General features: G+C 66.5%; 21 protein-coding genes. 8 read left to right on the top strand and 13 right to left on the bottom strand.

Features of this window, described 5'->3' with window-relative positions; genetic code table 11:
• Positions 1–23 precede the first annotated feature (23 nt).
• The 3 genes from LK540_RS09770 to LK540_RS09760 all read left to right on the top strand — a co-directional run bounded on the left by LK540_RS09770 (position 24) and on the right by LK540_RS09760 (position 3,067).
• Positions 24–359 carry a hypothetical protein gene (locus tag LK540_RS09770; protein ID WP_229437087.1) on the top strand — a complete coding sequence of 112 codons (336 nt, stop codon included), beginning with the start codon at positions 24–26 and terminating at the stop codon, positions 357–359.
• 246 nt (positions 360–605) lie between these two features.
• The gene (locus LK540_RS09765) at positions 606–2,498 is read left to right on the top strand and encodes a flagellar assembly protein A (RefSeq protein WP_229437086.1); all 1,893 of its coding nucleotides are present in this window, start codon (positions 606–608) and stop codon (positions 2,496–2,498) included.
• A 95-nt stretch (positions 2,499–2,593) separates the two neighbouring features.
• Positions 2,594–3,067, top strand: a complete 474-nt coding sequence (locus tag LK540_RS09760; RefSeq protein ID WP_229437085.1) for a chemotaxis protein CheW — start codon at positions 2,594–2,596, stop codon at positions 3,065–3,067.
• 201 nt (positions 3,068–3,268) lie between these two features.
• Here the strand turns inward: LK540_RS09760 and LK540_RS09755 are convergent, their stop codons facing one another.
• The 8 genes from LK540_RS09755 to LK540_RS09720 form a co-directional block, all read right to left on the bottom strand.
• Entirely contained in the window at positions 3,269–5,260 is a 1,992-nt protein-coding gene (locus tag LK540_RS09755; protein ID WP_229437084.1) for an ATP-binding cassette domain-containing protein, read from the bottom strand.
• 7 nt (positions 5,261–5,267) lie between these two features.
• A complete protein-coding gene (prmB, locus tag LK540_RS09750; RefSeq protein WP_229437083.1) occupies positions 5,268–6,158 on the bottom strand; it encodes a 50S ribosomal protein L3 N(5)-glutamine methyltransferase in 891 nt (296 codons plus the stop codon).
• Positions 6,159–6,181: 23 nt separating this feature from the next.
• Positions 6,182–7,327: a succinyl-diaminopimelate desuccinylase gene (gene dapE / locus LK540_RS09745; protein ID WP_229437082.1), complete on the bottom strand. Its 1,146-nt coding sequence runs from the start codon at positions 7,325–7,327 to the stop codon at positions 6,182–6,184.
• Entirely contained in the window at positions 7,324–7,683 is a 360-nt protein-coding gene (locus LK540_RS09740; RefSeq protein ID WP_229437081.1) for an ArsC family reductase, read from the bottom strand. The genes dapE and LK540_RS09740 overlap by 4 nt, the downstream gene beginning before the upstream one ends.
• A gap of 190 nt (positions 7,684–7,873) precedes the next feature.
• Positions 7,874–9,010 (bottom strand): PilT/PilU family type 4a pilus ATPase, encoded by a 1,137-nt coding sequence (locus tag LK540_RS09735; RefSeq protein ID WP_229437080.1) that lies wholly within the window; start codon positions 9,008–9,010, stop codon positions 7,874–7,876.
• A gap of 154 nt (positions 9,011–9,164) precedes the next feature.
• Positions 9,165–9,992 (bottom strand): 2,3,4,5-tetrahydropyridine-2,6-dicarboxylate N-succinyltransferase, encoded by an 828-nt coding sequence (gene dapD, locus LK540_RS09730; protein WP_229437079.1) that lies wholly within the window; start codon positions 9,990–9,992, stop codon positions 9,165–9,167.
• A gap of 18 nt (positions 9,993–10,010) precedes the next feature.
• Complete coding sequence (gene dapC / locus LK540_RS09725; RefSeq protein WP_229437078.1) at positions 10,011–11,234, bottom strand: succinyldiaminopimelate transaminase; 1,224 nt, start codon at positions 11,232–11,234, stop codon at positions 10,011–10,013.
• A 69-nt stretch (positions 11,235–11,303) separates the two neighbouring features.
• Positions 11,304–12,344 carry an AraC family transcriptional regulator gene (locus LK540_RS09720; RefSeq protein ID WP_229437077.1) on the bottom strand — a complete coding sequence of 347 codons (1,041 nt, stop codon included), beginning with the start codon at positions 12,342–12,344 and terminating at the stop codon, positions 11,304–11,306.
• 72 nt (positions 12,345–12,416) lie between these two features.
• Here LK540_RS09720 and LK540_RS09715 point away from each other — a divergent pair, with 72 nt between their 5' ends.
• The 3 genes from LK540_RS09715 to LK540_RS09705 are packed head-to-tail and all read left to right on the top strand — an operon-like array spanning position 12,417 to position 17,175.
• Positions 12,417–14,003, top strand: a complete 1,587-nt coding sequence (locus tag LK540_RS09715; protein ID WP_229437076.1) for an FAD-binding oxidoreductase — start codon at positions 12,417–12,419, stop codon at positions 14,001–14,003.
• Positions 14,000–15,613 carry a glycerol-3-phosphate dehydrogenase/oxidase gene (locus LK540_RS09710; protein ID WP_229437075.1) on the top strand — a complete coding sequence of 538 codons (1,614 nt, stop codon included), beginning with the start codon at positions 14,000–14,002 and terminating at the stop codon, positions 15,611–15,613. The genes LK540_RS09715 and LK540_RS09710 overlap by 4 nt, the downstream gene beginning before the upstream one ends.
• Positions 15,610–17,175, top strand: coding sequence for an FGGY-family carbohydrate kinase (locus tag LK540_RS09705; protein ID WP_229437074.1), 1,566 nt, complete (start codon positions 15,610–15,612; stop codon positions 17,173–17,175). Before LK540_RS09710 ends, LK540_RS09705 begins: the two co-directional genes overlap by 4 nt.
• Here LK540_RS09705 and LK540_RS09700 read toward each other — a convergent pair whose 3' ends face one another.
• The 4 genes from LK540_RS09700 to LK540_RS09685 all read right to left on the bottom strand — a co-directional run bounded on the left by LK540_RS09700 (position 17,176) and on the right by LK540_RS09685 (position 21,184).
• Entirely contained in the window at positions 17,176–18,540 is a 1,365-nt protein-coding gene (locus tag LK540_RS09700; protein ID WP_229437073.1) for a diguanylate cyclase, read from the bottom strand.
• A gap of 196 nt (positions 18,541–18,736) precedes the next feature.
• Positions 18,737–19,942 carry a PLP-dependent aminotransferase family protein gene (locus LK540_RS09695; protein ID WP_229437072.1) on the bottom strand — a complete coding sequence of 402 codons (1,206 nt, stop codon included), beginning with the start codon at positions 19,940–19,942 and terminating at the stop codon, positions 18,737–18,739.
• 88 nt (positions 19,943–20,030) lie between these two features.
• Positions 20,031–20,492 carry a RidA family protein gene (locus LK540_RS09690; protein ID WP_229437141.1) on the bottom strand — a complete coding sequence of 154 codons (462 nt, stop codon included), beginning with the start codon at positions 20,490–20,492 and terminating at the stop codon, positions 20,031–20,033.
• A gap of 131 nt (positions 20,493–20,623) precedes the next feature.
• A complete protein-coding gene (locus LK540_RS09685) occupies positions 20,624–21,184 on the bottom strand; it encodes a hypothetical protein (protein WP_229437071.1) in 561 nt (186 codons plus the stop codon).
• A gap of 117 nt (positions 21,185–21,301) precedes the next feature.
• Here LK540_RS09685 and LK540_RS09680 point away from each other — a divergent pair, with 117 nt between their 5' ends.
• Together LK540_RS09680 and htpG are read left to right on the top strand one after the other, a co-directional pair.
• On the top strand, positions 21,302–22,090 hold the full coding sequence (locus LK540_RS09680; RefSeq protein ID WP_229437070.1) for a hypothetical protein: 789 nt from the start codon (positions 21,302–21,304) through the stop codon (positions 22,088–22,090).
• Positions 22,091–22,187: 97 nt separating this feature from the next.
• Positions 22,188–24,101 carry a molecular chaperone HtpG gene (htpG, locus tag LK540_RS09675; RefSeq protein WP_229437069.1) on the top strand — a complete coding sequence of 638 codons (1,914 nt, stop codon included), beginning with the start codon at positions 22,188–22,190 and terminating at the stop codon, positions 24,099–24,101.
• Between the two features lie 266 nt (positions 24,102–24,367).
• Here the strand turns inward: htpG and LK540_RS09670 are convergent, their stop codons facing one another.
• Positions 24,368–25,483, bottom strand: coding sequence for an acyltransferase (locus tag LK540_RS09670; protein WP_229437068.1), 1,116 nt, complete (start codon positions 25,481–25,483; stop codon positions 24,368–24,370).
• Positions 25,484–25,522: the final 39 nt, after the last annotated feature.

Raw genomic sequence — 25,522 nt, 5'->3', positions numbered from 1 at the left:
CGCGCCGTGGTCTCGCCGTTTGCATGCTCGCCTGCGTCGGCCTCGGCGCCGCGCATGCACAGAGCCACGGACGCCGCGACGACATGCAGCTGCCCCCGCCGCCGTCGGCACGCGCCGACCGCTACCCCGCACCGCAGATCGACGGGCGCGAACAGCGCAGTTATGACCAGATGCGCGACCAGCAGCGCGAACAGCAGCGCATGCTGGACGACCAGCAGCAGCGGCGCCAGCAGATGCAGGAACAGTCGTCGCGCGACGGCCGGCGCGAAGGGCGGCTCACGCCCGACGAGCGGCGCGACCTGCGGCGCCAGATCAACGAGGCCGGGGCCGATATCTACCCGAATGCGCGCCGCCGCTGAGGCGGGACCTATTCGACACGAAGCCGGGCTTGCCCGGCTTTTTCCTTGGCGCGGCCGAACCGGGCGCCGCCATGCTGCGGCCAGTACGTATTGACGCCGCGCCCAATGTTGTGTTTAGGCGAAACTTTGCTATTCGTTATCTAAAAGATTGCTGTTTGTTATTCATTAATGACTAACAACATGTTAGGCTTTGCGCTTTACCCTTGACGCTTTGTTAAGGGCGGGTTCTTCACCTGGAGCGCGAACGTGTCCGATTCCGTTGTTGCCACCTCTCCCGCCGCGCCGGTGACGCGCTTTGCATCGAGCGGCCCCGAGCATTGCCTCGAGCGCCGGCCCGACGGCGTCTTCGCCGATCCTGCCGTGCTCGGCACCACCGTGCTCGCCGCGGTCGACAGCGTGCTGCGCTCCGGCCGCTACTTCACCGGCCTGAATTACCCGGTCCTGCTGAAAGCCCTGTTCGACACCGGCCCCGACCTGCCGCTCGGCCCCGACGGCGTGCCGCTGGTGCGCCTGGCCGACGACATCGTGCCCTTCAACCTGCAGCGCCGCCCCCTGTACCGCGCGGTGCGCATCGCCGGCGCCGAGGCCGAGTACGTGTTCGAACCGGTGCACCTGGGCGGCGCCGACGGCCAGCCCGAGGTGCCGGTTCGCCTGGACATCGACGAATTCGTGGCCGACATGTGGCTCAAGGGCATCCGCTTCGGCATCGACATCGGCGCCGTACGCGGCGCCATCGCCACCGGGAATGCCGGCCGCATCGTGGTCGCGCGGCGCCTGGAACCGGTGCCGGGCGACGATGCCAACGTGATCGAGGTCTCCGAGGACATCCACCGCAGCAACGCGCCGCGCCAGCTGGCCAACGGCAAGCTCGATTTGATGTGCTTCCAGAACCGCTTCCCGCAGGTCAAGGGCGGTACGCGCCTGCTACAAAAGCTGCCGCCCAGGGTCGGCACGGCGGGCTTCGAGATATCCGGTCTGCGCATCGAGCCGGCCGCGCCGCGCGACCTCGACTTTTCCACCTATGCCGGCAGCGGCACCAGCATCGACAAGGGCCGCGACGGCGAATACCTGGTCGCCACCCGCACCGGCTTCCTGAACGTGGACGCCAAGACGCGCCAGCTCTCGGTCGGCGACAAGATCGTCAGCCGCGACGGCGTCAGCGCAAGAACGACCGGCAACCTGAACCTGACCGGCGACTACGAGGAATTCGGCGACGTCCAGGAAAAGCGCGTCATCGAAGGCACCAGCATCACCGTGCATGGCGACGTGTACGGCGAACTGGTCTCGCGCGGCGGCGCCGTGCGCCTGCGCGCCAACCTGGTCGGCGGACGCGCCACCAACAAGGCCGGCGACATCGTGGTCGACGGCGTGGCTTCGTCGGCGCTGATTGCGGCCCTGGCCGGCACGGTCAGCCTGCAACGCGCCGAGAACTGCGTGATCTCCGCCACCCGGGTGCGCATCGAGCACGCGGTGAACTGCGAGATCATCGCCGACGAACTGCACCTCGGCCGCGCCGAGGGCTGCGCGCTGGCCGCCCGCAACATCCGCATCGACGCCACCGCGCCCTGGCGCGACAGCGAGATGGTGGTGTACGCCATGGCCGCCGACTGCGGCCGCATCGACGAGGTGCTGGGCCAGGTGCGCGCCCGCCTGACGCAGATTGCCGGCGCCGTGAACCACCACAAGGCCGAACTGGCGCACCTATGCGCCCGTCCCGAGGTGCGCAAGTACCTGGAGATCGCCGGCAAGGTGCGCAGCGGCGAGATGAACCTGACCCCGGCGCAGAACGCGCAGTTCCGCCAGATGGGGCAGGTGGTGGCGCCGGATTTGCAGAAGATCGGCGAAGTCTCGAACGCACGCAAGGCGGCCGAGGCCGAGCAGACCGAGGGCCAGGCCCTGCTGGCCCGCTTCGAGGCCCAGCGCGCCGAACGCGCCGCCTTTACGCGCGTGCACATCGGCCACCTGGCCGGCGACACGCAGGTGCGCAGGCTGCCCTACGATCCGGACGGCGCCTGCTTCTACCACCTGGCGCCGCGCGAGATCAAGCTGCGCCTGCGCGGGGCCGAGGGCACGCGGCTGCATGCGGGCGCGGGCGGCAGCTACGAATGGCAGGACGGCGCGGCAGGGCAGGCCAGTTAATGTCTTAGGAAAATGTTTCTAGGAAATGTTGACCGCTCTCAACAGGAGGGTAGCCGGCACGGCTTAGCATGGTGGCTGTTCGACAGGGGGCCATCATGCACAAGGACATCATGCTTCACCGCCCGACGGGGGCGAACTTCCTCAGCTTCACCCTCGGCGGCCTGGAATACGGGCTCGATTTCGGCAAGGTGCAGGAACTGCGCGTGCTGAAGTCGCTCGAGCGCTTCGCCGAAGGGGGCGAGATCGTCGAAGGCGTGGCCGTTTCGCGCGGCGTCATCATGCCGATCGTCGACATGCGCGCGGCCTTCTGCGGCCACCCGGTGGCCACCACACCGACGACCGACGTCATCATCCTGAAACTCTCGACCTGCGTGATGGGGATGGTGGTCGATGGCGTGACCGACGTGGTGACGCTGGCGGCGGAACAGATTTCGCCGATTCCCGGCGCGGACGGCAGCGCGATCGATTACCTGATCGGGCTGGGGGTGACGGAAGGGCGGCGGCTGATACTGGTGGATATCGACAGGCTGATGTCGATTAATAACGGGGCGCGGCGGCAGGTGGCCTGATTGGCGGTTTTGCCTTTGATCATCCGGTCAGACAGCGTGGGCACGAGTGCCCACCCTACGAAACCCGGGTTTTACGTAGTTCGTAGGGTGGGCTCTTGAGCCCACGCGGTAGAGCGCAAGATCAGTCGAAAACACGTAGGGTGGGTACTCGTACCCACCGCACACGGCAGAAACAACCCGGTCACACAACCGGAACGCCGCTCAAGCCGCCAAGCCCTCCAGCTGCTCCTGCAACTCCAGCCACTCGTTCTCCAGCGTCCCCAGGTCGCGCACGCAGAAGGCCTGGTCCGCCACCAGGTTTTTCAGTTCATCCTTCTTGTCCGCCTCGTAGACCGACGGCTCCAGCAGGCGCGCATCGATCTCGGCCTTCTTCGCATTCAGCTTGGCCATCTGCTCCTCGACACGCTTGATGCGGTTCTCGATCGGCTTCTTGAGGGCCGCCACGCGCTGGCGTTCTTCGGCGTCGAGCCGCTTCTGCTCCTTGCGGTCGGCCGCCGGCACCGGTGCAGCGGCTGCCTGCACGGCCACCGGAGCCGGCTTGCTCTCCTTGGCCGCCGGCAAGCCCACCGTTCCCTTGCCCAGCTTGGTCTGGAACAGCCAGTCCTTGTAGTCGTCCAGGTCGCCGTCGAAAGGCTGCAACTTGCCCTCGGCGACGATGATGAACTGGTCGGTGGTGGCGCGCAGCAGGTGGCGGTCGTGGGACACCACCACCAGCGTGCCTTCGAACTGGGCCAGGGCCAGCGTAAGCGCCTCGCGCGTCTCTAAATCCAAGTGGTTCGTCGGTTCATCGAGCAGCAGCAAATTCGGGCGCTGCCACACGATCAGGGCCAGCGCCAGGCGCGCCTTTTCGCCGCCCGAGAAGGGCTTGATCGGGCTGGTCACCATGGTGCCCGGGAAGTTGAAGCCGCCCAGGAAGTTGCGCAGTTCCTGCTCGCGCACGGTCGGCGCGATCTTCGCCAGGTGCCACAGCGGCGATTCGTCGTGGCGCAGCATCTCCACCTGGTGCTGGGCGAAGTAGCCGATCGACAGGCCCTTGCCGACGGTGGCGGTGCCGTTCACAGGCGCCAGTTCGCCGGCGATCGTTTTAATGAGCGTCGACTTGCCGGCGCCGTTCACACCCAAGAGGCCAATGCGCTGGCCGATCTGCAGCGAAAAGTTCACGCGCTTGACGATGGTCTTGCTGTCAACCTTGTCGCCGTGGGCATCGAGGATCGGATAGCCGGCGTCGACGTCTTCCATCACCAGCAGCGGATTCGGCGCGGCCAGCGGATCGCGGAACTCGAACGAGAACTCGGCGGCCGCGCGCAGCGGCGCCAGTTCTTCCATCTTCGCCAGCGCCTTCATGCGGCTCTGCGCTTGGCGTGCCTTGGTGGCTTGCGCCTTGAAGCGGTTGATGAAGGATTCCAGGTGGGCCCGGGTGCGCTGCTGCTTTTCCAGGGCGCTGGCAGCGAGCACCATGGCGGCGGCGCGCTGGCGCTCGAACGACGAGTAGTTGCCCGAGTAGCGCTTGAGTTTCAGTTCGTCGATGTGCACCACCACGTTGACGATTTCGTCGAGGAAGTCGCGGTCGTGGGAGATGATGATCAGGGTGCCGGCATAGCGCTTCAGCCAGTCTTCCAGCCAGATGATGGCATCGAGGTCCAGGTGGTTGGTCGGTTCATCGAGCAGCAGCAGGTCCGACGGGCACATCAGCGCCTGCGCCAGGTTCAGGCGCATGCGCCAGCCGCCCGAGAAGCTCGCCACCGGCTGCTGCATCTGGTCGAGCGAGAAGCCCAGGCCCAGCAGCAGCTGTTCGCCGCGCGACTGCACGGTATAGGCGTCGGCATCCATCAGCGCGCTGTGGACGTTGCCCATGGCGATGCCGTTTTCCTCGGTATGCGGCGCCGCTTCCAGCGCGTCGAGCTCGGCCTGCAGGCGGCGCAAATTGACGTCGCCGTCGATCGCGTAGTCGAGGGCAGGGCGGTCCAGCGCCGGCGTCTCCTGCGCCACGTAAGCCATGCGCCACTTGGCGGGGAAGTCGATCTCGCCCCCGTCCGGGTGCAGCTCGTTGCGCAGCATGGCGAACAGGCTGGATTTGCCGGCGCCGTTGGCGCCGATCAGGCCGATCTTGTCGCCGGGGTTCAGGGTCAGGTCGGCGCCTTCCAGCAGCGGCTTGGTGCCGCGCATCAGGCTGACGTTCAGGAAGCGGATCATGTCGTTCTTATTGTGCTTGCAGTTGTTCGGCGGTGAGCAGGAACACGGCGTCGTCGCCGGCGCTCGTGGTCAGCCAGGTCAGGCCGAGGTGGCCGAAGGCGGCTTCCGCGTACTCGGCTTCGTTGCCGATCTCGACCACCAGGATGCCTTCCGGCGTCAGGCGCTCGGCGGCGCCGGCCACGATCTTGCGCACCAGGTCCATGCCGTCTTCGCCGCCGTGCAGGGCGATCTGCGGCTCGCGCAGGTATTCCGGCGGCAGCTTGGCCATCGACGAGGCATTCACGTACGGAGGATTCGTGACGATCAGGTCGTACTTCTTGAACGGCACGTTCTCGTACAGGTCCGACTCGATCGGGTTCACGCGGCCTTCGAGCTTGTAGTCGCGGATGTTACGCTCGGCCACGGCCAGCGCGTCGGTCGAGATGTCGACCGCGTCGACCACGGCGTTCTGGTAGACGTCGGCCATCATGATCGCCAGGCAGCCGGAACCAGTGCACAGTTCGAGCACGTTCTCGACCTCGAACGGGTTCGTCACCCACGGGCTGAAGAAGTTCGGGATCAGTTCGGCGATGAAGGAACGCGGCACCAGCACGCGCTCGTCGACATAAAAGGCGTAGGTGCCGAGCCAGGCTTCGTTGGTGATGTAGGCGGCCGGCACGCGCTCGCTCGTGCGGCGCTCGATCACCTGCAGCACCTGCAGCACTTCTTCCGGCAGCAGCTTCGCATCCAGGAAAGGATCGAGGCGGTCGAGCGGCAGCTTCAGCGTATGCAGGATCAGGTAGGCGGCTTCGTCGAAGGCTTCGGCGCTGCCGTGGCCGAAGAACAGCTTGGCGGCGTTGAAGCGGGTGACGGCGTAGCGCAGCAGGTCGCGCGGGGTGCTGAAAGGCGTGGTGGTCATGGTGTTCTCTCGCGTTAGCGTGGTTATGCGGCGGCCAGCAGGTGTTCCAGCGTACGGCGGTAGACGTTCTTCAAGGGATCGATAAAGCGCAGTTCGACGTGTTCGTCGATCTTGTGGATGCTGGCGTTGGGTGGGCCGAATTCTATCACCTGGGGGCAGATGCGGGCGATGAAGCGGCCGTCGGAAGTACCGCCGGTGGTCGACAGTTCGGTCGTCACGCCGGTCTCTTCGCGAATCGACTGGCACACCGCGTCCGACAGCGTGCCCTTCGGCGTGAGGAAGGGCTGGCCCGACAGCGTCCAGTCGAGCTGGTATTCCAGGCCATGGCGGTCGAGGATGGCGTGCACGCGCGCTTCCAGGCCCTCGGCCGTGGAGGCGGTGGAGAAGCGGAAGTTGAAGTCGACCGTCATCTCGCCCGGGATCACGTTGGTGGCCCCGGTGCCCGAGTGGATGTTCGAGACCTGCCAGGAAGTCGGCGCATAGTATTCGTTGCCTTCGTCCCAGACTTCGGCCGCCAGTTCCGCCAGCGCCGGCGCGGCCTGGTGGATCGGGTTGCGCGCCAGGTGCGGGTAGGCGATGTGGCCCTGGATGCCCTTGATGACCAGGTGGCCCGAGAGCGAGCCGCGGCGGCCGTTCTTGATCATGTCGCCCAGGATGTGGCTGGAGGTCGGCTCGCCGACGATGCAGTAGTCGAGCGTCTCGCCGCGCTCTTCCAGCATGTCGCAGACGACCACGGTGCCGTCCACGGCCGGGCCTTCCTCGTCGCTGGTGATCAAAAAGGCGATCGAACCGAGATGGTCGGGGTTCGCCGCGATGAACTCTTCGCAGGCGATGACCATGGCCGCGATCGAGGTCTTCATGTCGGCGGCGCCACGGCCGTAGAGTTTACCGTCACGGACGGTCGGCTCGAACGGGGCTGAGCTCCATTGGTGCACCGGGCCGGTCGGCACCACGTCGGTGTGGCCGGCAAACACGAACACCGGGGATTCGGTCCCCTTGCGCGCCCACAGGTTGGTGACGCCGTTCGATTCGACGGTCTCGCAGACGAAGCCCAGCGGCAGCAGCAGCTCGGCCAGGCGTTGCTGGCAGCCCTTGTCGTTCGGCGTGATCGAGTCGAGCGCGATCAGTTCCTGGGCCAGGTCGAGGGTGCGCGACGGCTTGGAGATCATGCGGCCTCCGCGAAGATACGGGTGTACTGGTCGGCGGAGAAGCCTACCGACAGTGGCCCGGCGCCTTCCAGTACCGGGCGCTTGATGACGGAGGGGTTTTCCAGCATCAGTTCGAGGGCGGCAGCCTTGTCGGTGATGGCGGCCTTGCGCTCGTCCGGCAGGTTACGCCAGGTCATGCCCTTGCGGTTCACGAGGACCTCCCAGTCCAGCTGTTCGAGCCAGCGCGCTGCTAGTTCGCGTGGCAGGCCTTGTTTCTTGAAGTCGTGGAAGCTGAAGTCCTGGTCGTTCTGGAGCAGCCAGGTGCGGGCTTTCTTGACGGTGTCGCAGTTGGGGATACCGTAGAGGGTGATGGTCATGGGCGTAATCGTGCGAGGCAAGGCAGGCTTGCGGTGTGGCGGAAATCGGGAAGGGGCGAGGATAGCACAGGCGGTGTCTGCCTGTTAGGTTGATATCGCCGGGAAATGTTAGTGAACGGCTCTCGGCCCGAGCGCCACCGATGCAGGGTAGGCCGGGCCACGAAAGGCGGGTTTTCCTTCCACTCTACGCCTAGCCGTTCAGTGTGAATTCAGTGAAGGTCGGTGAGTCCGGCTCATCTTTCTTAGCCTGCTCGTTCGCATCCTTGGCCGGCCCGTTGTTCATCAGCCAGAGCAGGTTGGTGGCCGAGTCGGCATTTGCCAGCGCTTCTTCCTGCGTCACGAGATTCGCCTGCACCAGCGCCAGCAGCGCCGCTTCGAACGACTGCGAACCTGGCGACAGGCTCTTGTCCATCGCTTCCTTGATACCGCCGAGTTCACCTTTTTCGATCAGGTCGGCGATGTAGCGGGTGTTGAGCAGGATCTCGACCGCCGGCTGGCGCGTGCCGCCGCCCGCTGCGCGCACCAGGCGCTGCGAGACAATCGCCTTGGTCGCCGAGGCCAGGTCCTGCAGCAGGGCGGCGCGATTTTCGATCGGGTAAAAACTGATGATGCGGTTCAGCGCGTTGTAGCTGTTGTTGGCGTGTAGGGTGGCCACGACCAGGTGGCCGGACTGGGCGTAGGCCAGCGCCGCGGTCATGGTCTCGCGGTCGCGGATTTCGCCGATCAGGATCACGTCCGGCGCCTGGCGCAGCGAGTTGCGCAGGGCCATGTTGAAATCGCGGGCGTCGCTGCCGATCTCGCGCTGGTTGACGATCGATTTCTTGTTCTTGAAGAGGTATTCGATCGGGTCTTCGAGCGTGAGGATGTGGCCGGTGCGGTGCTCGTTGCGGTAGTCGAGCATGGCGGCGATGGTGGTCGACTTGCCGGAGCCGGTGGCGCCGACCACCAGCAGCAGGCCGCGCTTTTCCATGATCAGTTCGGACAGCACCGGCGGCAGGCCGAGTTCGTTCAAGGGCGGGATCGTGGCCGGCACGAAGCGGAACACGGCCGAGATGCTGCCGCGCTGACGGAAGGCGGACAGGCGGAACCGTCCCAGGTTGGGCACCGAGATGCCCATGTTGAGTTCGTTGTTGCGCTCGAGTTCCTCGCGCTGTTCAGGCGTGGTGACTTCCGACAGCAGGGAGAGGATGTTGCTCGGGTCGAGCTTGTTCTGGTTGATCGGGATGAGGTTCCCGTTGATCTTGATGTGGACCGGGGAGTTCACCGCGAAGAACATGTCCGACGCGTTTTTTTCCTTCATGAGTTGGAACAGGCGGTCCATGGCCATGGTGGTTTTCCCCCGGTAGTACGAATGATGTTTCGACTGATTGTTCAACCTGGACCGCGTGGACACAGGTGTCCACCCTACGAAAAAGCAAAGCAGGGTGGACGGCTCTGCCGTCCACGCGTTCAAGCGGCCATCAATCAGCCGCAAAGCGATATCAAATACCGCGCAGCAGCTCGTTGATACCGGTCTTCGAACGCGTCTGCGCATCCACGCGCTTGACGATCACGGCGCAGTACAGGCTGTACTTGCCGTCGGCCGACGGCAGGCTACCCGACACCACCACCGAACCCGACGGCACGCGGCCGTAGGTCACTTCGCCGGTTTCGCGGTTGTAGATCTTGGTCGACTGGCCGATGTACACGCCCATCGAGATCACCGAGTTCTCTTCGACGATCACGCCTTCGACGATCTCCGAGCGGGCGCCGATGAAGCAGTTGTCTTCGATGATGGTCGGATTGGCCTGCATCGGTTCCAGCACGCCGCCGATGCCGACGCCACCCGACAGATGGACGTTCTTGCCGATCTGGGCGCAGGAGCCGACGGTGGCCCAGGTGTCGACCATGGTGCCTTCGTCGACGTAGGCGCCGATGTTGACGTACGACGGCATCAGCACCACGTTCTTGCCGATGAAGGAGCCGCGGCGTGCGACGGCCGGTGGCACCACGCGGAAGCCGCCCTTGGCGAAGTCTTCGGCGCTGTAGTCGGCGAACTTGGTCGGCACTTTATCGTAGAACTGCATGCCGCCGCCACCGGCGACAGGCACGTTGTTCTCGAGGCGGAACGACAGCAGCACGGCCTTCTTGATCCACTGGTTGACGATCCACTCGCCGCCTTCTTTCTGGGCCACGCGCAGGGTGCCGGCATCCAGGCCAGCCAGTACCTGGGCGACGGCGTCGCGCACGTCGGCAGGGGCGGTCGATGGGCTGAAGTCCGCGCGCTGTTCCCACGCGGTGTCGATGATGTTCTGGAGTTGTTGGGTCATGATTGAATGCTCTCTGTTTCAGGATGCGGTGCGCAAGTTCTGGCAGAACTGGACGATGCGCGTGGCTGCTTCTAGCCCTTCGTCCACGCCTGCCACCAGCGCCATGCGGATACGGTTGCGGCCCGGATTGGTCCCGTGCGCGTCGCGCGCGAGATAACTGCCGGGCAGAACCGTCACATTATATTCGGCGTAGAGACGGCGTGCGAAGTCGGTGTCGGAAAGGCCGGTCCGGCGCACGTCGGCCCACAGGTAAAAGCCGGCGTCGGGCAGTTCGACGTCCATTACCTGGCGCAGCATCGGCGTGATCAGGTTGAACTTTTCTTTATACAGCGTGCGGTTGTCCTGCACGTGGGTCTCGTCGTTCCAGGCCGCGATCGACGCTGCCTGTACCGGCGGCGACATGGCGCCGCCGCAGTAGGTGCGGTACAGCAGGAATTTCTTCACCACGGCCGGGTCGCCGGCCACGAAGCCCGAGCGCATGCCCGGCACGTTCGAGCGCTTCGACAGGCTGGAGAACACGATCAGGTTCGCATACGGACGCTCGCCCGTGCTGCGCCCCAGCTGGTGCGCCGCTTCGAGCGCGCCCAGCGGCGGCGTGGAGCCGCAGTAGATCTCGGAATAGCACTCGTCGGCCGCGATCACGAAGCCATGGCGGTCGCTCAAATCGAACAGTTCGCGCCAGTCGTCGAGCGACAGCACGGCGCCGGTCGGGTTGCCCGGCGAGCAGATATACAGCAGCTGCACGCGCGCCCACACGTCGTCGGGCACGGTGCCGAAGTCGGGCGCGAAGTTGCGCGCCGGGTCCGAGTTCACGAACCAGGGCGAGGCGCCGGCCAGGTAGGCCGCGCCCTCGTAGATCTGGTAGAACGGGTTCGGGCTGAGCACCAGCGGGTCGGGGCGGCTGGCGTCGACCACGGCGTGGGCGATGCCGAACAGCGCCTCGCGCGAGCCGTTCACCGGCAGCACCATGGTGGCCGGGTCGAGCGCGGGAATCGCATAGCGGCGCTCCAGCCAGTGGGCGATCGCCGCGCGCAGCGGCTCGCTGCCGATCGTGCTCGGGTAGTTGGCCAGGCCGGCAATCGCGTGGGTCAGGGCTTTTTCGATAAAGGCGGGCGTCGGGTGCTTGGGCTCGCCGATGCCGAGGCTGATCGGCGCATAGTCGGCATGCGGGGTGATACCGGCAAACAGCTCGCGCAGCTTCTCAAAAGGGTAGGGGTGGAGTTTGTCGAGATGTGGATTCACGGCGGTCCCGGGCAATGCGAAAAGGACCATTATAGCGCCGATAAAAAGGAGGCCACGCGAGGTGGCATCCTATGCGGCGCGCTCCCTCCACGCGCCCGGATTCGTGCCCGACCATTCCTTGAACGCATGGGTGAACGCGCTCTGCTCCTGGTAGCCGAGCAGGAAGGCGATGTCGGCCAGCGATAGCCCCGGCTGGCGCAGGTAATCCTGGGCCAGGGCATGGCGGGCGCCGTCCAGCACCGCCTGGAAGCTGGACCCGGCTTCGCTGAGCTTGCGCTGCAGGGTGCGCGGCGACAAATCGAGTTCCTGGGCGATGCTGGCCAGGCGCACCCGGTCGTGCGCCAGGTTGCGGATGATGGCGGCACGTACCCGGGCCACGATGGCCGGCGCGCCCGGTTCGCGCTGGCCCAGCAGGCGCTCGGCGTGCTGCTGCAGCACCGGATACAGCGAGATGTCGGCGTTCGGCACCGGCAGCGCCAGCAGGGCCGCGTCGAACTCGCCGCCGTTGGCCGGCGCATCGAACACGGGACGGCTGCCGAACACGCGCTCGTATTCGTCCATTGCCGCTTCGCCGGCGTGGGCAAAGGCGATCCGCGCCACCGGCAGCGCGCCGCCCGCCAGCCAGCGGCCGAAGGTCTGGATGCCGGCGAACACGCTTTCCACCAGGTGGCGGCTGGCGTGCGGGTAATGACTGATCCATTCGTAGCGCGCCGTGGCGCCGCTCACTGTTACCTGCGAGCGGCCCAGGTCGTGGGCCAGGGCTTCGTAGCGCATGGTCTGCTCCAGCGCCTGGCCGATGTCGCGGCAGGCCAGCAGCACCAGGCCGTACACGCTGTAGGTGCCGAGCTTCACGCACTCCCCCACGTGCAGGCCGAAGTGGGGATCGTCTGCCAGTTCGGCGCCGGCGTCGAGCAGGCGGATGTAGTCGGCGGCGGCGAGCGAGTCGGGCAGGGGCGTCAGGCGCCCGGCGGGCAGGCCGGCGGCGCGCTCGAGGGCCGGGGCCGTGACGCCGCGCGCGGCGGCGGCGTCGAGCAGCGGCTGCAGGTAGAACCCGGTCACCCGCTGCGGCGGGTTGTCGGCGGCTGGCGCAATCGAACAAGGCTTTGTCATAAAGGAGCAATACGGCGGCTGGCTTCTCGCATACGCTTCGCGAATGTTGAAAGAGTATAAAGGTAAACCCGCATGAAACGGTGGAATGGCTGGGGCGACGAAACGGTCGACGTGGCGCTGAACGAGGAGGCGCTCGCCTTCCTGCAAACACGCATCGGTAGCGGTACGGCGCCGGTCGATGCCGGCTTCGACCAGGCGTGCGCGTCGATCGGGCCTGGCCGCCTGGCGCCGCATCCGCTGGTCGACGCCGCACCCGCGACGCGCGCCCTGCACGCGCTCGGCCAGAGCCTGCCCGACTGGCTGCGCCTGCGCCACGGCCGCCTGGGTCCGGTGCCGGACGGCGTCGCCTTTCCCGAAAGCGCCGAGCAGGTGCGCGCGCTGCTGGCCTACGCGCGGCGCTGCGGTGCGGACGTGATTCCCTACGGCGGCGGCACCAGCGTGGCCGGCCATGTCAACGTGTCCGACGCCGCGCAGCCCACGCTGTGCATCGACATGCGCCGCATGCGCGGTCTCGTCGCGCTGGACCGCGAGGCGCAACTGGCCACCTTCGGCGCCGGCGTCACCGGCCCCGACCTGGAAGCCCAGCTGCGCGCGCATGGCTACACGCTCGGCCACTTCCCGCAATCCTTCGAATACTCGACCCTGGGCGGCTGGGTGGTCACGCGCTCGTCCGGCCAGCAGTCGCTGCGCTATGGCCGCATCGAGGGCCTGTTCGCCGGTGGCCGGGTGGAGACGCCGAACGGCACGCTGGAGATCCCGACCTTCCCGGCCTCGGCCGCCGGCATCGACTTGCGCGAGATCGTGCTCGGTTCCGAAGGGCGCCTCGGCATCCTCACCGAGGCCACGGTGCGCGTCTCGCGCCTGCCCGACTACGAAGCCTTCCACGCGGTCTTCTTCCCCGACTGGGCACAGGCCGAACGGGCCGTGCGCGAACTGTCGCAGGCGCGCTTGCCGCTGTCGATGCTGCGCCTGTCGAACGCGCTGGAGACCACGACCATGCTGGCGCTGGCCGGCCACGCCAAACAGGTCGGCCTGCTGGAGCGCTACCTGCGCTGGCGCGGCTGCGGCGCAGGCAAATGCATGCTGATGATCGGCGTGACCGGCGCGCCGAAGGCGGCAAAGGCGGCCCTGCGCGCGGCCTTGCAGCTGGGCGGCGGCGTGCACATCGGCCGCGCCCTGGGCGAGCGCTGGCGCCACGGGCGCTTCCGCAACGTCTACCTGCGCAATACGGCCTGGACCCGCGGCTACGCCATCGACACCGTGGAGACGGCCGTCGACTGGCCGAACGTCACGCGCGCCATGCATGCGGTCGAATCCGCGGCTGCCGAAGCCTTTGCCGCCCACGGCGAACGCGTGCACGCCTACACCCACCTGTCGCACATCTACCCGCAAGGCGCCAGCGTGTACTCGACCTTCGTGTACCGCCTGGCGGGCGACTTCGAGACCGACCTGGCGCGTTGGCGCGACCTGAAGCGGGCGGTATCGAACGCCATCGTCGCCAGCGGCGGCACCATCAGCCACCAGCACGGCGTGGGCGCCGACCACGCGCCCTGGCTGGCGGCGGAGAAGGGAGAAATGGGAATGGCGGCGATGCGCGCCCTGTTCCGCGAATTCGACCCGGAAGGGCGCATGAACCCCGGCAAGCTGGTGCTGCCATGAACGGGGGCGGCGATCCGGGCTGGCAGGGCGGATGGCGGGCAGGCCTGCCTGAGCTGCTGGCGCGCGAATGGGACGTGCTGGTGGTGGGCGGCGGCATCACCGGCGCCGGCATCCTGCTCGAAGCGGCGCGGCGCGGCCTGCGCGCGCTGCTGGTCGAGGGGCGCGACTTCGCCTGGGGCACCTCGAGCCGCTCGTCGAAACTGGTGCACGGCGGCCTGCGCTACCTGGCCCAGGGCCACGTGAAACTCACGCGCGAAGCGGTGCGCGAGCGCGAAGCCCTGCTGCGCGATGCGCCGGGCCTGGTCGAGCCGCAGCGCTTTGCCTTTCCCGACTACGGCGCCAGCCGCCGCAAGCGCCGCACCATGCTGGCCGGCCTGGCGCTGTACGATTTGTTTGCCGGACGGCGCGAGCGGCACTGGCAGGACGCGGGCGCATTCGCCCTGCTGGCGCCGAACGTGGCGCGCGCAGGACTGGCCGGCGGCATCGTGTACCTTGATGCCAAGACCGACGACGCGCGCCTGGTGCTGCGCACGCTGCTGGAAGCACGCCGCCACGGCGCTGCCGCCGTCAACTACCTGACCGTGCGCTCGCTGCTGAAGGAGGGCGACAAGGTAACGGGCGCCGTGCTGCGCGACGATGCCGGCGGCGCCGGTTTGTTCGAGGTGCGCGCGCGCCTGGTGATCGACGCCGGCGGCGCCTGGGCCGGCCAGCTTGCCACGGGCGGCCCGCGCCTGCGTCCGCTGCGCGGCAGCCACCTGCTGCTGCCTTCCTGGCGCCTGCCGCTGGCGCAGGCGATCAGCCTGATGCACCCAGGCGACGGCCGTCCCGTGTTCGCCTTTCCCTGGGAAGGCGCGACCCTGGTCGGCACCACCGATGTCGACCACCGCGACGGCCTGGCGCTTGAAGCCGCGATCACGCGCCCGGAACTCGACTACCTGCTGCAAGCCTTGCAGGCCCAGTTCCCGGAACTTGGCCTGGGCGAAGAAGACGTGATCGCCACCTATGCCGGCGTGCGGCCCGTGGTCGACAGCGGCACCGGCGATGCGCCGTCGAAGCTGGGCCGCGAGCACGCGATCTGGTGCGGCAAGGGCCTGGTCAGCGTCACCGGCGGCAAGCTGACCACCTTCCGCGCGATCGCCCTCGACGTGCTGCGCCAGGCGAAGCGCCAGCTGCCCGGCTGGAACGATGCGCTGGCGCCGTGCACGATCTACGCACCCGTCGCCCTGCCGGCCGCGCCGCGGCGCATGCCGGCGCCATTGCTGCGCCGCCTGGCGGGCCGCCACGGCCCGCAGGCCCAGGCCCTGGTCGATGCGGCGCAGGACGGCGAACTCGAACAGATTCCCGGCACCGACACCCTGTGGGCCGAGCTGCGCTGGGCCGCGCGCGCCGAGGCCGTCGAGCACCTGGACGACCTGCTGCTGCGCCGCACCCGCATCGGCCTGCTGCTGCGCGGCGGCGGGGCCGGCCACATGGAGCGCATCCGCGCCATCTGCCAGGCGGAGCTGGGATGGAACGATGCGCGCTGGGAGGGGGAACAAGCGGCCTACGCCGCGCTCTGGGTCCGCCACTACAGTTTGCCGCGCGCTGCTCAAGATAGTGAGCCGGCATGACGCTCGCGCCCCTGATCCTCGCCATCGACAACGGCACCCAGAGCGTACGCGCCTTGCTGTTCGACCTGCGCGGCGACATCGTCGCCAAGTGCCAGGTGCCGCTGCAAGCCTATTTTTCGCAGCAGCCCGGCTGGGCCGAGCACGAGCCGGAAGATTACTGGCAGGCCGTGTGCCGCGCCTGCCAGGGCCTGTGGACCCAGCCCGGCGCCGAGCGCGCCGCCGTGCGCGCGGTGGCGGTCACCACCCAGCGCGGCACCGTGGTCAACCTCGGCCGCGATGGCCGGCCGCTACGCCCGGCCATTACCTGGCTCGACCAGCGCCGCACCGATACCGTACCGCCGATCGGCCCGTTCTGGCGCGGCGCCTTCCGCTTGGCGCGGGTGTCGAATACGATCGACTACTTCCGCGGCGAGGCCGAGATCAACTGGATCCGCGCCCACCAGCCGGACGTGTGGAACGCCACCGACAAGTTCCTGCTGCTGTCGGGCTACCTGAACTGGCGCCTGTGCGGGCGCTTCATCGACTCCAGCGGCGCGCAGGTCGGTTACCTGCCTTTCGATTACCGGCGCCACGCGTGGGCGACAGGGCGCGACTGGAAGTGGCAGGCGCTGGCGATTGAAGCGCGCATGCTGCCCGCGCTGGCGCCGCCCGGCGCCCGGCTGGGGGCAATCGATGCGGATGCGTCCCGGGCTACCGGCATCCCGCAAGGTACGCCGCTGTTCGCGGCCGCCGCCGACAAGGCCTGCGAGGTACTGGGCGCCGGCTGCAGCGAGCCGCACGTCGGCTGCCTGAGCTACGGCACCACGGCCACCGTGAACACCACCAGCCGCAAGTACGTCGAGGTCACGCCCTTCGTGCCGCCGTATCCGGCCGCGATCCCCGGCGCCTACAGCACCGAGGTGCAGGTATTTCGCGGCTACTGGATGGTCAACTGGTTCAAGGAGCAGTTCGGCCACATGGAACAAAGCCGCGCGCTGCTGGAAGACGTGGCGCCGGAAGCCCTGTTCGACGAATTGGCCGACTCGGTGCCGCCCGGTTCCATGGGCCTGATGCTGCAGCCTTACTGGACGCCCGGCATCCGCGTGCCGGGGCGCGAAGCGAAGGGCGCGATCATCGGCTTCGGCGACGTGCACACCCGCGCCCACGTGTACCGCGCGATCCTGGAAGGGCTGGCGTATGCGCTGCGCGAAGGGAAGGAACGCATCGAGCGGCGCAGCGGCGTGCGGATCACCGAGCTGCGCGTGTCCGGCGGCGGCTCGCAGAGCGACGCGGCGATGCAGCTCACGGCCGACATCTTCGGCTTGCCGACCGCGCGCCCGCACGTGTACGAAACCTCGGGCCTGGGCGCCGCCATCGACGCCGCCGTCGGGCTCGGGCTGTATCCGGATTTCGCCAGTGCGGTGGCGAGCATGACGCGGGTGGGGCGGGTGTTCGAGCCGATCGAAGGCAACCGCGCCATCTACGACCGGCTGTACAGGGAGGTCTACAAGAAGATGTACCGGAATTTGCAGCCGCTGTACAGGCGGATCGCCGACATTACCGGTTATCCGCGCCAGCTCTGATCAGGACAGCGCCGGCTCCAGGTGCGCGCTGCCGGTGCGCACCGCGCGCACTCCATTACGCCCTGCATCCTTGACCGCATACATGGCGCGGTCGGCCGCCACGAAGAAGCTCTTCAAGTCGTCAAGCTGGGTCGGCACGATGGTGGCCACGCCCAGGCTGGCCGTCACCCATTCCGAGGTGGTCGAGCCCGGGTTCGGGATGTGCAGCGATTCGATGTGGGCGCGGATGGTTTCGCCGAGCGTGGCGGCGGCCTCGAAGCCGGTTTCGCCGAACAGCAGCACGAATTCCTCGCCGCCGTAGCGCGCCGCGATGTCGGTGGCGCGCAGCGCGTGCGACTGCAGCGCCATCGCCACCTGCTGCAGGCAGGCGTCGCCGGCGGCGTGGCCGAGGCTGTCGTTGTAGCCCTTGAAGTGGTCGACGTCGAGCACGATCAGCGACAGCGGCTGGCTGCTGCGCACCGCGCGCTGCCATTCCTTTTCCAGGAAGCTGTCGAAGTGGCGCCGGTTCGGGATCTTGGTCAGCGGGTCGGCCAGGGCCGCGCGCTGCAGCGCCGTCTCGGACTGCTTGTGATGGGTGATGTCGTGCAGCAGGGCGACGAACAGCGGCTGGTCGGCCAGCATCGGCGTGAGCGTGAAGTCCATCGCGCGCAGGATGCCGTCGCGCTGGCGGATCAGCACTTCGCGCGCGCCGCGGCAGTCGCGCGCAAACGGCGGGCTGGCGGCGGCGCCGGCCAGGCTGCGGCTGAAGATGTCGAGGTATTCCTGGGCCACCGAGGGCGCCAGCAGGCTGTCGAGGCGAACGCCCGCCAGTTCGCCGGGGCCGTAGCCGAGGTAGCGGTCGCAGGCCGGATTGGCATACTGGATGCGGCCGTTGGCCTCGATGATCATCAGGCCTTCGTCGATGCTGTTGACGATCAGGCGCAGGCGCTCGGCCTGTTCCTGCTGCGACAGACTGGTGCGGCGGAACTGCAACTGCGCGCGCACGCGGGCGCACACTTCCGCCAGGCGCAGCGGCTTGGGGATGTAGTCGGCGGCGCCGATGTCGAAGGCGGCGACGATGTCCTCGGTCTCGGTGCGCGCGCTCATGAAGATCACCGGGATGTTGCAGGTGACCGGATGGGCCTTCAGGCGGCGGCAGACCTCCATACCATCCATGCCGGGCAGGTTGATGTCGAGCAGGACCAGGTCGGGCAGGGCGCGCTGGGCGATCCCGAGCGCGCGTTCGCCGGAATTGGCGACAAAAGTCTGGTAACCCTGCTGCAGCATCATGGAACGCAGCGCCCCCAGGTGCGCGGGGGCGTCATCGACGATGAGGATGGCGGCCTGGCGCGGAGCGGCGGCAGAGACCTGGGCGAGGGTGGGCATGGACGTGCAGGTGGGCCAGTTTTGATGTTGTTCAAATTTTACGCCGAACTCAGCGAAAGCGGTAATTTTTGTTGCCAATAGGATAGATTTTCTGGCCGTTCAGAGTGTTCTGCCGGATTGTTCATGCTTTTGGAATAGCTTCCAACGAAAAAAATGGACGCACATGGCGTCCATTTCGTGGTGAAGTTGCAACCTCTTACAAAGCCGCGGCGATCAGCTGGCCGAGGATGGCGATGCCTTCGCGGATGCGCTCCGGCGGCACCGTCACGAACGACAGGCGCAGGGTGTTCGTTTCCGGATCGGTGGCGTAGAAGGGCGCGCCCGGCACAAAGGCGACGCGCGCGGCGATCGCCTGGTCGAGCAGCTTCATGGCGTCGATCCCTTTCGGCAGGGTCACCCAGATGAACATGCCGCCTTCCGGTCTGGTCCACGTCACCTGTTTCGGGAAGTGCTCTTCCATCGCGTCGAGCATGGCCTGGCACTGGTTGCCGTACAGGGTGCGGATGGTCGGGATGTGCTGGTCGAGGAAGCCGTCCTTGACCACGTCGTAGACCACCATCTGGGTCAGCTGGGCGGTATGCAGGTCGGCCGCCTGCTTGGCCAGCTCGAGGCGGCGCACCAGCGGCAACGGCGCGCACACGTAACCGAGGCGGATGCCGGGCGTGAGCACCTTCGAGAAGGAGCCCATGTAGATCACGCCTTCCGGGTTCATGGCGACCATCTTCGGCATCGGTTCGCCCTTGTACGACAGCGCGCCGTAGGGATCGTCCTCGATCAGCGGCAGCTGCAAGCGGGCGCAGGTTTCGACCAGTTCCAGGCGGCGCTCGATCGAGAGCGAACGGCCCGTCGGGTTCTGGAAGTTCGGCAGCGAGTACAGCAGGCGCGCACGGTTGTTTGCCACCCCGGTGACGGCTTCGACCGAGGACGGCACCAGGCCGTGGTCGTCGGTCGCCACCGAGCCGAATTCCGGGCGGTAGACCGAGAATGCCTGCAGCGCACCCAGGTAGCTCGGGGTTTCCACCAGCACGCGGCTGCCTTCGTCGATCAGGACCTTGCCGATCAAGTCGAGCGCCTGCTGCGAGCCCGAGACCATCAGGATCTGCTCGGGCAGGATCTTCGTGCCTTCGGTCGAGAGCGAGTTCGCGATCCATTCCTTCAGCGGGCCGTAGCCGTCGGTCGGGCCGTATTGCAGGGCCACCTTGCCGGTTTCGGTCAGCACACGGTCGTAGGCTTCCTTCATGCGCTCGACCGGGAAGGTGGCCGGCGAGGGCAGGCCGCCGGCGAACGAGATGATCTCCGGACGCTGGGTGATCTTCAGGATTTCGCGGATGAAGGAGCTTTGCAACTGCTGCGCACGCTCGGAAAACTGCCACTGGATGGGATTCGGGTTCTCGATTTTCATGCTGGTCTCGCGGTCGTTAAAAGGCGCGCGCCGGGTAGGCTGCGGTGAAGGCCCGGCCGGGTGGGCCGGGCCGTGAAACGCTGGTCGATCAGGCCACTTCGACGATCATTTCGATCTCGACGCAGGCGCCGCGCGGGATCTGCGCCACGCCGAAGGCCGAGCGGGCGTGCTTGCCGGCGTCGCCGAAGACTTCGCCGAACAGTTCCGAGGCGCCGTTGGTCACCAGGTGCTGGTCGGTGAAGTCCGGGGTCGAGTTCACCAGGCTCATCAGCTTGACGATGCGCTTCACGCGGGTCAGGTCGCCGCCGCAGGCATCCTGCAGGGTGCCCATCAGGTCGATGGCGATGGCGCGCGCGGCGGCCTGGCCTTCTTCCAGGGTCTTGTTCTTGCCCAGCTGGCCGGCGTTGACAGAACCGTCGGCGTTCTTGGCGATGTGGCCCGAGATGAAGACCAGGTTGCCGGTCTGGACGAACATGACGTAGGCGGCGGCCGGCGCAGGGGCCGATTGCAGGGTGATGTTCAGTTCGGTGAGTTTGTCGTAAACGGAGATGCGGGACATGGGTGTTCCTGTTGCGGTGAATGAGACCGGTATTGTACGACTTGCCAGCTGTGAAAGACACCATTTCGCCTATTCCATGCGGCGGCGATGGAATTGTTGTTACTACATAATCGGAGTACTTTTTATACGGAATCGGAGGCGTCGCGCATGCGTTTGAATGCGGCGATCACGCGGCGGCCGGCATTCTCGCGGTAGTCCGGATAGGCATAGCCATAGCTGACGACACGCCGTTCGGTCGTGGCGAGAAAGCGCGGATTCTCCAGCAGGAAACGGCCGTAGGCAGCGGCATCGAGCCGTGGCAGCGCGTCTTCGATGAGCTGGACGATCTCGGCGACATATTCCCCGACCAGCTGCACCACGAAAGGAACGATCCAGTCCCGGCGCTCGTCCAGCAGGCGGCGCAGGCAGCGTTCACGCAGGAAGCCGTCGTGGTGCCGGGTGCCGAGGCACAAGGCGATCAGGCCATCCATGCCCGGCGCAGCGATGGCCTGCGCCACGCGCTCCGGCGCGTAATAGACCCGCGTGGGGATGGCGAGCGTTTCGCCGCCCAGGCTGACGGCAAAGTTGTAGCGGGGAGGGTGCGGGTCGCCCGCTGCGAGTCCGGCGGCGACCCGCACTGCGCAGGGGCGCAGCGCGGCAGGGAAGGCGAGGGCCGGGTCCACCGGCGGCGGCAAGGTTTGCATGGGTTGTCCGTGTCGTTCCAGCCCTGCAAGCGTAGGCCTTGCCGGGAAAAGATGATATTTCTTGGTGTTATCATAACGGATTGCCGATGACCGGCTTGCCAGGTGAAGGACAGGACCATGACAGCAGTGCTCGCGCTCAAACTCGCCCTGGTGCCGCTGCTGATCTATCTGGTCACGCTGGCCGGGCGGCGCTGGGGGCCATCGGTGGCCGGTTGGCTGTCGGCCTTTCCGATCGTCGCAGGCCCGATCCTGCTGACGCTGGCGCTGGAGCAGGGGGTGCCATTTGCGGCCAGCGCCGCCGAGGGCACCTTGCTGTCGGTGGTCGCCATCCTGGTGTTTTGCATGGTGTATGCCTGGGCGTCGGCCCGCCTGCAGGTGGCCGGTTCGATGCTGCTGGCCTTGTCGGCCTGGGGTTTGGCCGTGGCGCTGCTGCAAACCCTGCGCCCGGCGCTGGGTGTGTCCTTCGTGCTGGTCTGGTGCGCCTTGCTGCTGGCGGTGCGCCTGTTCCCGGCCGTGGCGCCGTCCGCCGGCGGCGCGCGGCGCAACGACCTGCCCTGGCGTATGCTGGCCGCCGCCATCCTGGTGCTGCTGGTGACGACCGGCGCCGCCCACATGGGTGCGCGCCTGTCCGGTTTTTTCGCCATGTTCCCGGTGATGGGATCGGTGCTGGTCGGCTTTGCCCATGCCGGCAGCGGCCGCGCGAGCGCGGTGGCGCTGCTGCGTGGCATGGTCTGCGGCTTCTTCGGCTTTTCCGTGTTCTGCGTGACGCTGGCGATGCAGCTGCGCCAGAGCGGGCTGGGCGCTGCCTTCGGTCTGGCGCTGGGCTGCGCACTGGTGGTGCATGTGGCGGCGCGGCGCATGCTGGCGGCGCCGGCCGTGGCCGCACCATCGGCAGTGCGTAGCTGAGCCTTTCGAAGGTCCGATTGCAGGCGCCTCTTGAAATGCATGTTGCCATCCCCATATCGAGGCAATCCGTTCAACCTGTGTTTCCAAGAGGAATAAGATGGCTGTCGCCGAAAAAGAGACCCTTGGCTTTCAAGCCGAAGTAAAGCAGCTGCTGCAACTGATGATCCACTCCTTGTACTCGAACAAGGAAATCTTCCTGCGCGAACTGATTTCGAACGCTTCCGACGCCGCCGACAAGCTGCGCTTCGAAGCGATCAACAACGATGCCCTGTACGGCAACGACCATGAACTGAAGATCCGCGTCGCCTTCAACAAGGACGCGAAGACCATCACGATCTCGGACAACGGCATCGGCATGAGCCGCGACGAGGTGATTTCGCACCTGGGCACGATTGCCAAGTCGGGCACCAAGGAATTCTTCAGCAAGCTCTCGGGCGACCAGAAGGCGGACGCCGCCCTGATCGGCCAGTTCGGCGTGGGCTTCTATTCGGGCTTCATCGTCGCCGACAAGATTACCGTCGAAACCCGCCGCGCCGGCGCGGAAAGCACGGAAGGCGTGCGCTGGGAGTCGGGCGGCGAGGGCGAGTACAGCGTCGAGACCATCGAGAAAACCGGCCGCGGCACCGACGTCATCCTGCACCTGCGCGAAGGCGAGGACGAGCTGCTGTCGAACTGGAAGCTGAAAGGCATCATCCGCAAGTACTCGGACCACATCTCGCTGCCGATCCTGATGCAGAAGGAAGAGTGGGACGAGGAAGCGAAAGCAACCGTCCTGAAGGACGAGTTCGAGACCGTGAACCAGGCCAGCGCGCTGTGGGCCCGTTCGAAGTCGGACATCACCAAGGAACAGTACGACGAGTTCTATAAACACGTCTCGCACGACTTCCAGGAGCCGCTCGCTTACACCCACAACCGCGTGGAAGGCCGCAGCGAATACACCCAGCTGCTGTACGTGCCGAGCCACGCGCCGTTCGACCTGTGGGACCGCAACAAGCGCGGCGGCATCAAGCTGTACGTGAAGCGCGTCTTCATCATGGACGACGCCGAGCAGCTGATGCCGACCTACCTGCGCTTCGTGAAGGGCGTGATCGACTCGGCCGACCTGCCGCTGAACGTCTCGCGCGAAATCCTGCAGGAGTCGCGCGACGTGCGCGTGATCCGCGAAGGCTCGACCAAGCGCGTGCTGGGCATGCTGGAAGAGATGGCGAACTCGGAAGAGCAGGAAGGCAAGGACAAGTACGTCACCTTCTGGAAGGAATTCGGCCAGGTGCTGAAGGAAGGCATCGGCGAGGACGCGACCAACAAGGACCGCATCGCCAAGCTGCTGCGCTTTGCCTCGACCCATGACGAGTCGGGCGAGCAGACCGTGTCGTTCGAGGATTACGTCGGCCGCATGAAGGAAGGCCAGGACAAGATCTATTACGTCACCGCCGACAGCTACAGCGCCGCCAAGAACAGCCCGCACCTGGAAATCTTCCGCAAGAAGGGCGTCGAAGTGCTGCTGATGGCCGACCGCGTGGACGAGTGGATGCTGTCCTTCCTGACCGAGTTCGAGGGCAAGGAACTGGTGTCGGTGGCCAAGGGTGGGCTGGACCTCGGCAAGCTCGAAGACGAAGCCGAGAAGAAGGAACACGAAGAGACCGAGACCCAGTACAAGGAGCTGGTCGAGAAGATGAAGACCGCGCTGGCCGACAAGGCGAAAGACGTGCGCGTGACCTTCCGCCTGACCGATTCGCCGGCCTGCCTGGTGGCGGACGAGCACGAGCTGTCGGCGAACCTGGTGCGCATGCTGAAGGCCGCGGGCCAGAATGCGCCGGAGTCGAAGCCGATTCTCGAGATCAATCCGAATCACCCGCTGGTGACGCGTTTGAAGTACGAGGATGCGGAAGGTGCGCGCTTTGGCGACTGGTCGCATATCCTGTTCGACCAGGCGATGCTGGCCGAAGGCGGCAGCCTGGCGGATCCGGCGTCGTTCGTGAAGCGTTTGAATGAGATGCTGCTGGCGAAGTAATTCGCGCGGTGGTGTGAAGTGAAAGCCGGGCTGTGTGCCCGGCTTTTTTATGGTGAGTCGGCGTTAATGGGGCTGTTGCCTGTGACGGTATTGGTAGGTTTGATCCGCGTGGGCACAGGTGCCCACCCTACGGGACACGCTACGTATCCGGGTTTCGTATGATCTCGCCGTTAGCGGTGACCGTAGGGTGGGCACCTGTGCCCACGCGGATTCAACCCACCAATAACGGCCCACGCAACAGCGCCACGAACCGCTGAACGTCGGCCTTAAAACCGCGCCCCGGCGCGCACCGGCCGGACAACGCCTGCCAAGCGCTCGAACCCCATCTGAAACCAATGCTTGCGCCGCTCCGTCAACTGCCCCACCACCCAGGTCACCGCAACGATCAAGACGGTCAACGCCGCAATATCGACCGCACTGTTCCGATCATGCCGGACCAGTATCAGCCACAAACTCATCACCAGCGCATGCACCAGATACAGCGTAAAGGTGTACGACGACAGCCCCCGTATCGGACGCTCGAAACGCAGCAAGCCCGCAAACCCCACACAGCGCGCACACCAGAAATTTACCAGCACCAGCCCGCACACCACATAATCCGCCAGCACCCGATCCGCACTCCTGAGCGGCACCGCCGGAAACGGCCAAGCCTCACGCGCCCACATGCGCAGGAACACGTCGCTCCCGCTCAGCTTGAATAGCGCCAGCAGAACAAAGCTCGCCACCCACCCCGTCAGCGCCGCGCGCCGCCCGATCGCATGCGATTTCTGCCAGTGATACAGCCACACCCCGCTGGCCCACACTGGAAGCAGCAGCCACAGCTTCGGCCCCACGAACAACAGCAGCGAGCCCAGCGCCACCACCCGCCCGGCGCCACGCAAATAGAACGCGGCCCCGAACAACACGTAATACCAGACCTCGTACCCCAGCGACCAGTACGGCCCAAGTAAGGGCGGCGGCTCGGAAATCGTCCACAGTTCCCCCATGAACAGCAAATGCAGCGGCAGGTACAGCCAGGGCTTGGCTACCTCGTACAGCTGGCGCGCCGGCACCCGCCCGGACCAGACCAGGGCCGTGGCGGCGGCGAACGCGAACAGCAAGAGCGGCAGCGCCACCGAATAGATACGGGTACAGCGTGCGATGGCATACGCACGCAGCGAGGGGTTCTTTTGTTCGGTGGTGTAGGCGATGACGAACCCGGACAGCACGAAGAACACGATCACCGCCTCGCGCCCCAGGTTCGGCACCCAGCCGTCGGCGCCGCGCGTGATCACGCCATACGGTCCGTAGTGGCTGGCCACGACCAGCACGGCCGCTAGCAAGCGGCAGCAGTCGAGGTAGAGCGACAGCGGACGCGCGAGCGGAGTGGGGTGAGTGGCCATCGGGGTGCCTGTCGGGTTTGGACGAAATGATAACCCATG

It is taken from the genome of Massilia sp. IC2-278, from assembly GCF_020708045.1.
GTDB lineage: Bacteria > Pseudomonadota > Gammaproteobacteria > Burkholderiales > Burkholderiaceae_D > Telluria.
This window is presented reverse-complemented; position numbering and strand designations above follow the sequence as displayed.

Bases quoted from the DNA above. Each gene is read 5' to 3' on its own strand.
- LK540_RS09770 (WP_229437087.1), top strand. From the start codon at position 24: ATGCTCGCCTGCGTCGGCCTCGGCGCCGCGCATGCACAGAGCCACGGA.
- LK540_RS09695 (WP_229437072.1), bottom strand. From the start codon at position 19,942: ATGAAAATCGAGAACCCGAATCCCATCCAGTGGCAGTTTTCCGAGCGT.
- LK540_RS09760 (WP_229437085.1), top strand. From the start codon at position 2,594: ATGCACAAGGACATCATGCTTCACCGCCCGACGGGGGCGAACTTCCTC.
- LK540_RS09670 (WP_229437068.1), bottom strand. From the start codon at position 25,483: ATGGCCACTCACCCCACTCCGCTCGCGCGTCCGCTGTCGCTCTACCTC.
- prmB (WP_229437083.1), bottom strand. From the start codon at position 6,158: ATGACCACCACGCCTTTCAGCACCCCGCGCGACCTGCTGCGCTACGCC.
- LK540_RS09705 (WP_229437074.1), top strand. From the start codon at position 15,610: ATGACGCTCGCGCCCCTGATCCTCGCCATCGACAACGGCACCCAGAGC.
- dapD (WP_229437079.1), bottom strand. From the start codon at position 9,992: ATGACCCAACAACTCCAGAACATCATCGACACCGCGTGGGAACAGCGC.
- LK540_RS09740 (WP_229437081.1), bottom strand. From the start codon at position 7,683: ATGACCATCACCCTCTACGGTATCCCCAACTGCGACACCGTCAAGAAA.
- LK540_RS09715 (WP_229437076.1), top strand. From the start codon at position 12,417: ATGAAACGGTGGAATGGCTGGGGCGACGAAACGGTCGACGTGGCGCTG.
- LK540_RS09755 (WP_229437084.1), bottom strand. From the start codon at position 5,260: ATGATCCGCTTCCTGAACGTCAGCCTGATGCGCGGCACCAAGCCGCTG.
- htpG (WP_229437069.1), top strand. From the start codon at position 22,188: ATGGCTGTCGCCGAAAAAGAGACCCTTGGCTTTCAAGCCGAAGTAAAG.
- dapE (WP_229437082.1), bottom strand. From the start codon at position 7,327: ATGATCTCCAAGCCGTCGCGCACCCTCGACCTGGCCCAGGAACTGATC.
- LK540_RS09710 (WP_229437075.1), top strand. From the start codon at position 14,000: ATGAACGGGGGCGGCGATCCGGGCTGGCAGGGCGGATGGCGGGCAGGC.
- LK540_RS09700 (WP_229437073.1), bottom strand. From the start codon at position 18,540: ATGCCCACCCTCGCCCAGGTCTCTGCCGCCGCTCCGCGCCAGGCCGCC.
- LK540_RS09680 (WP_229437070.1), top strand. From the start codon at position 21,302: ATGACAGCAGTGCTCGCGCTCAAACTCGCCCTGGTGCCGCTGCTGATC.
- LK540_RS09685 (WP_229437071.1), bottom strand. From the start codon at position 21,184: ATGCAAACCTTGCCGCCGCCGGTGGACCCGGCCCTCGCCTTCCCTGCC.
- LK540_RS09720 (WP_229437077.1), bottom strand. From the start codon at position 12,344: ATGACAAAGCCTTGTTCGATTGCGCCAGCCGCCGACAACCCGCCGCAG.
- LK540_RS09735 (WP_229437080.1), bottom strand. From the start codon at position 9,010: ATGGCCATGGACCGCCTGTTCCAACTCATGAAGGAAAAAAACGCGTCG.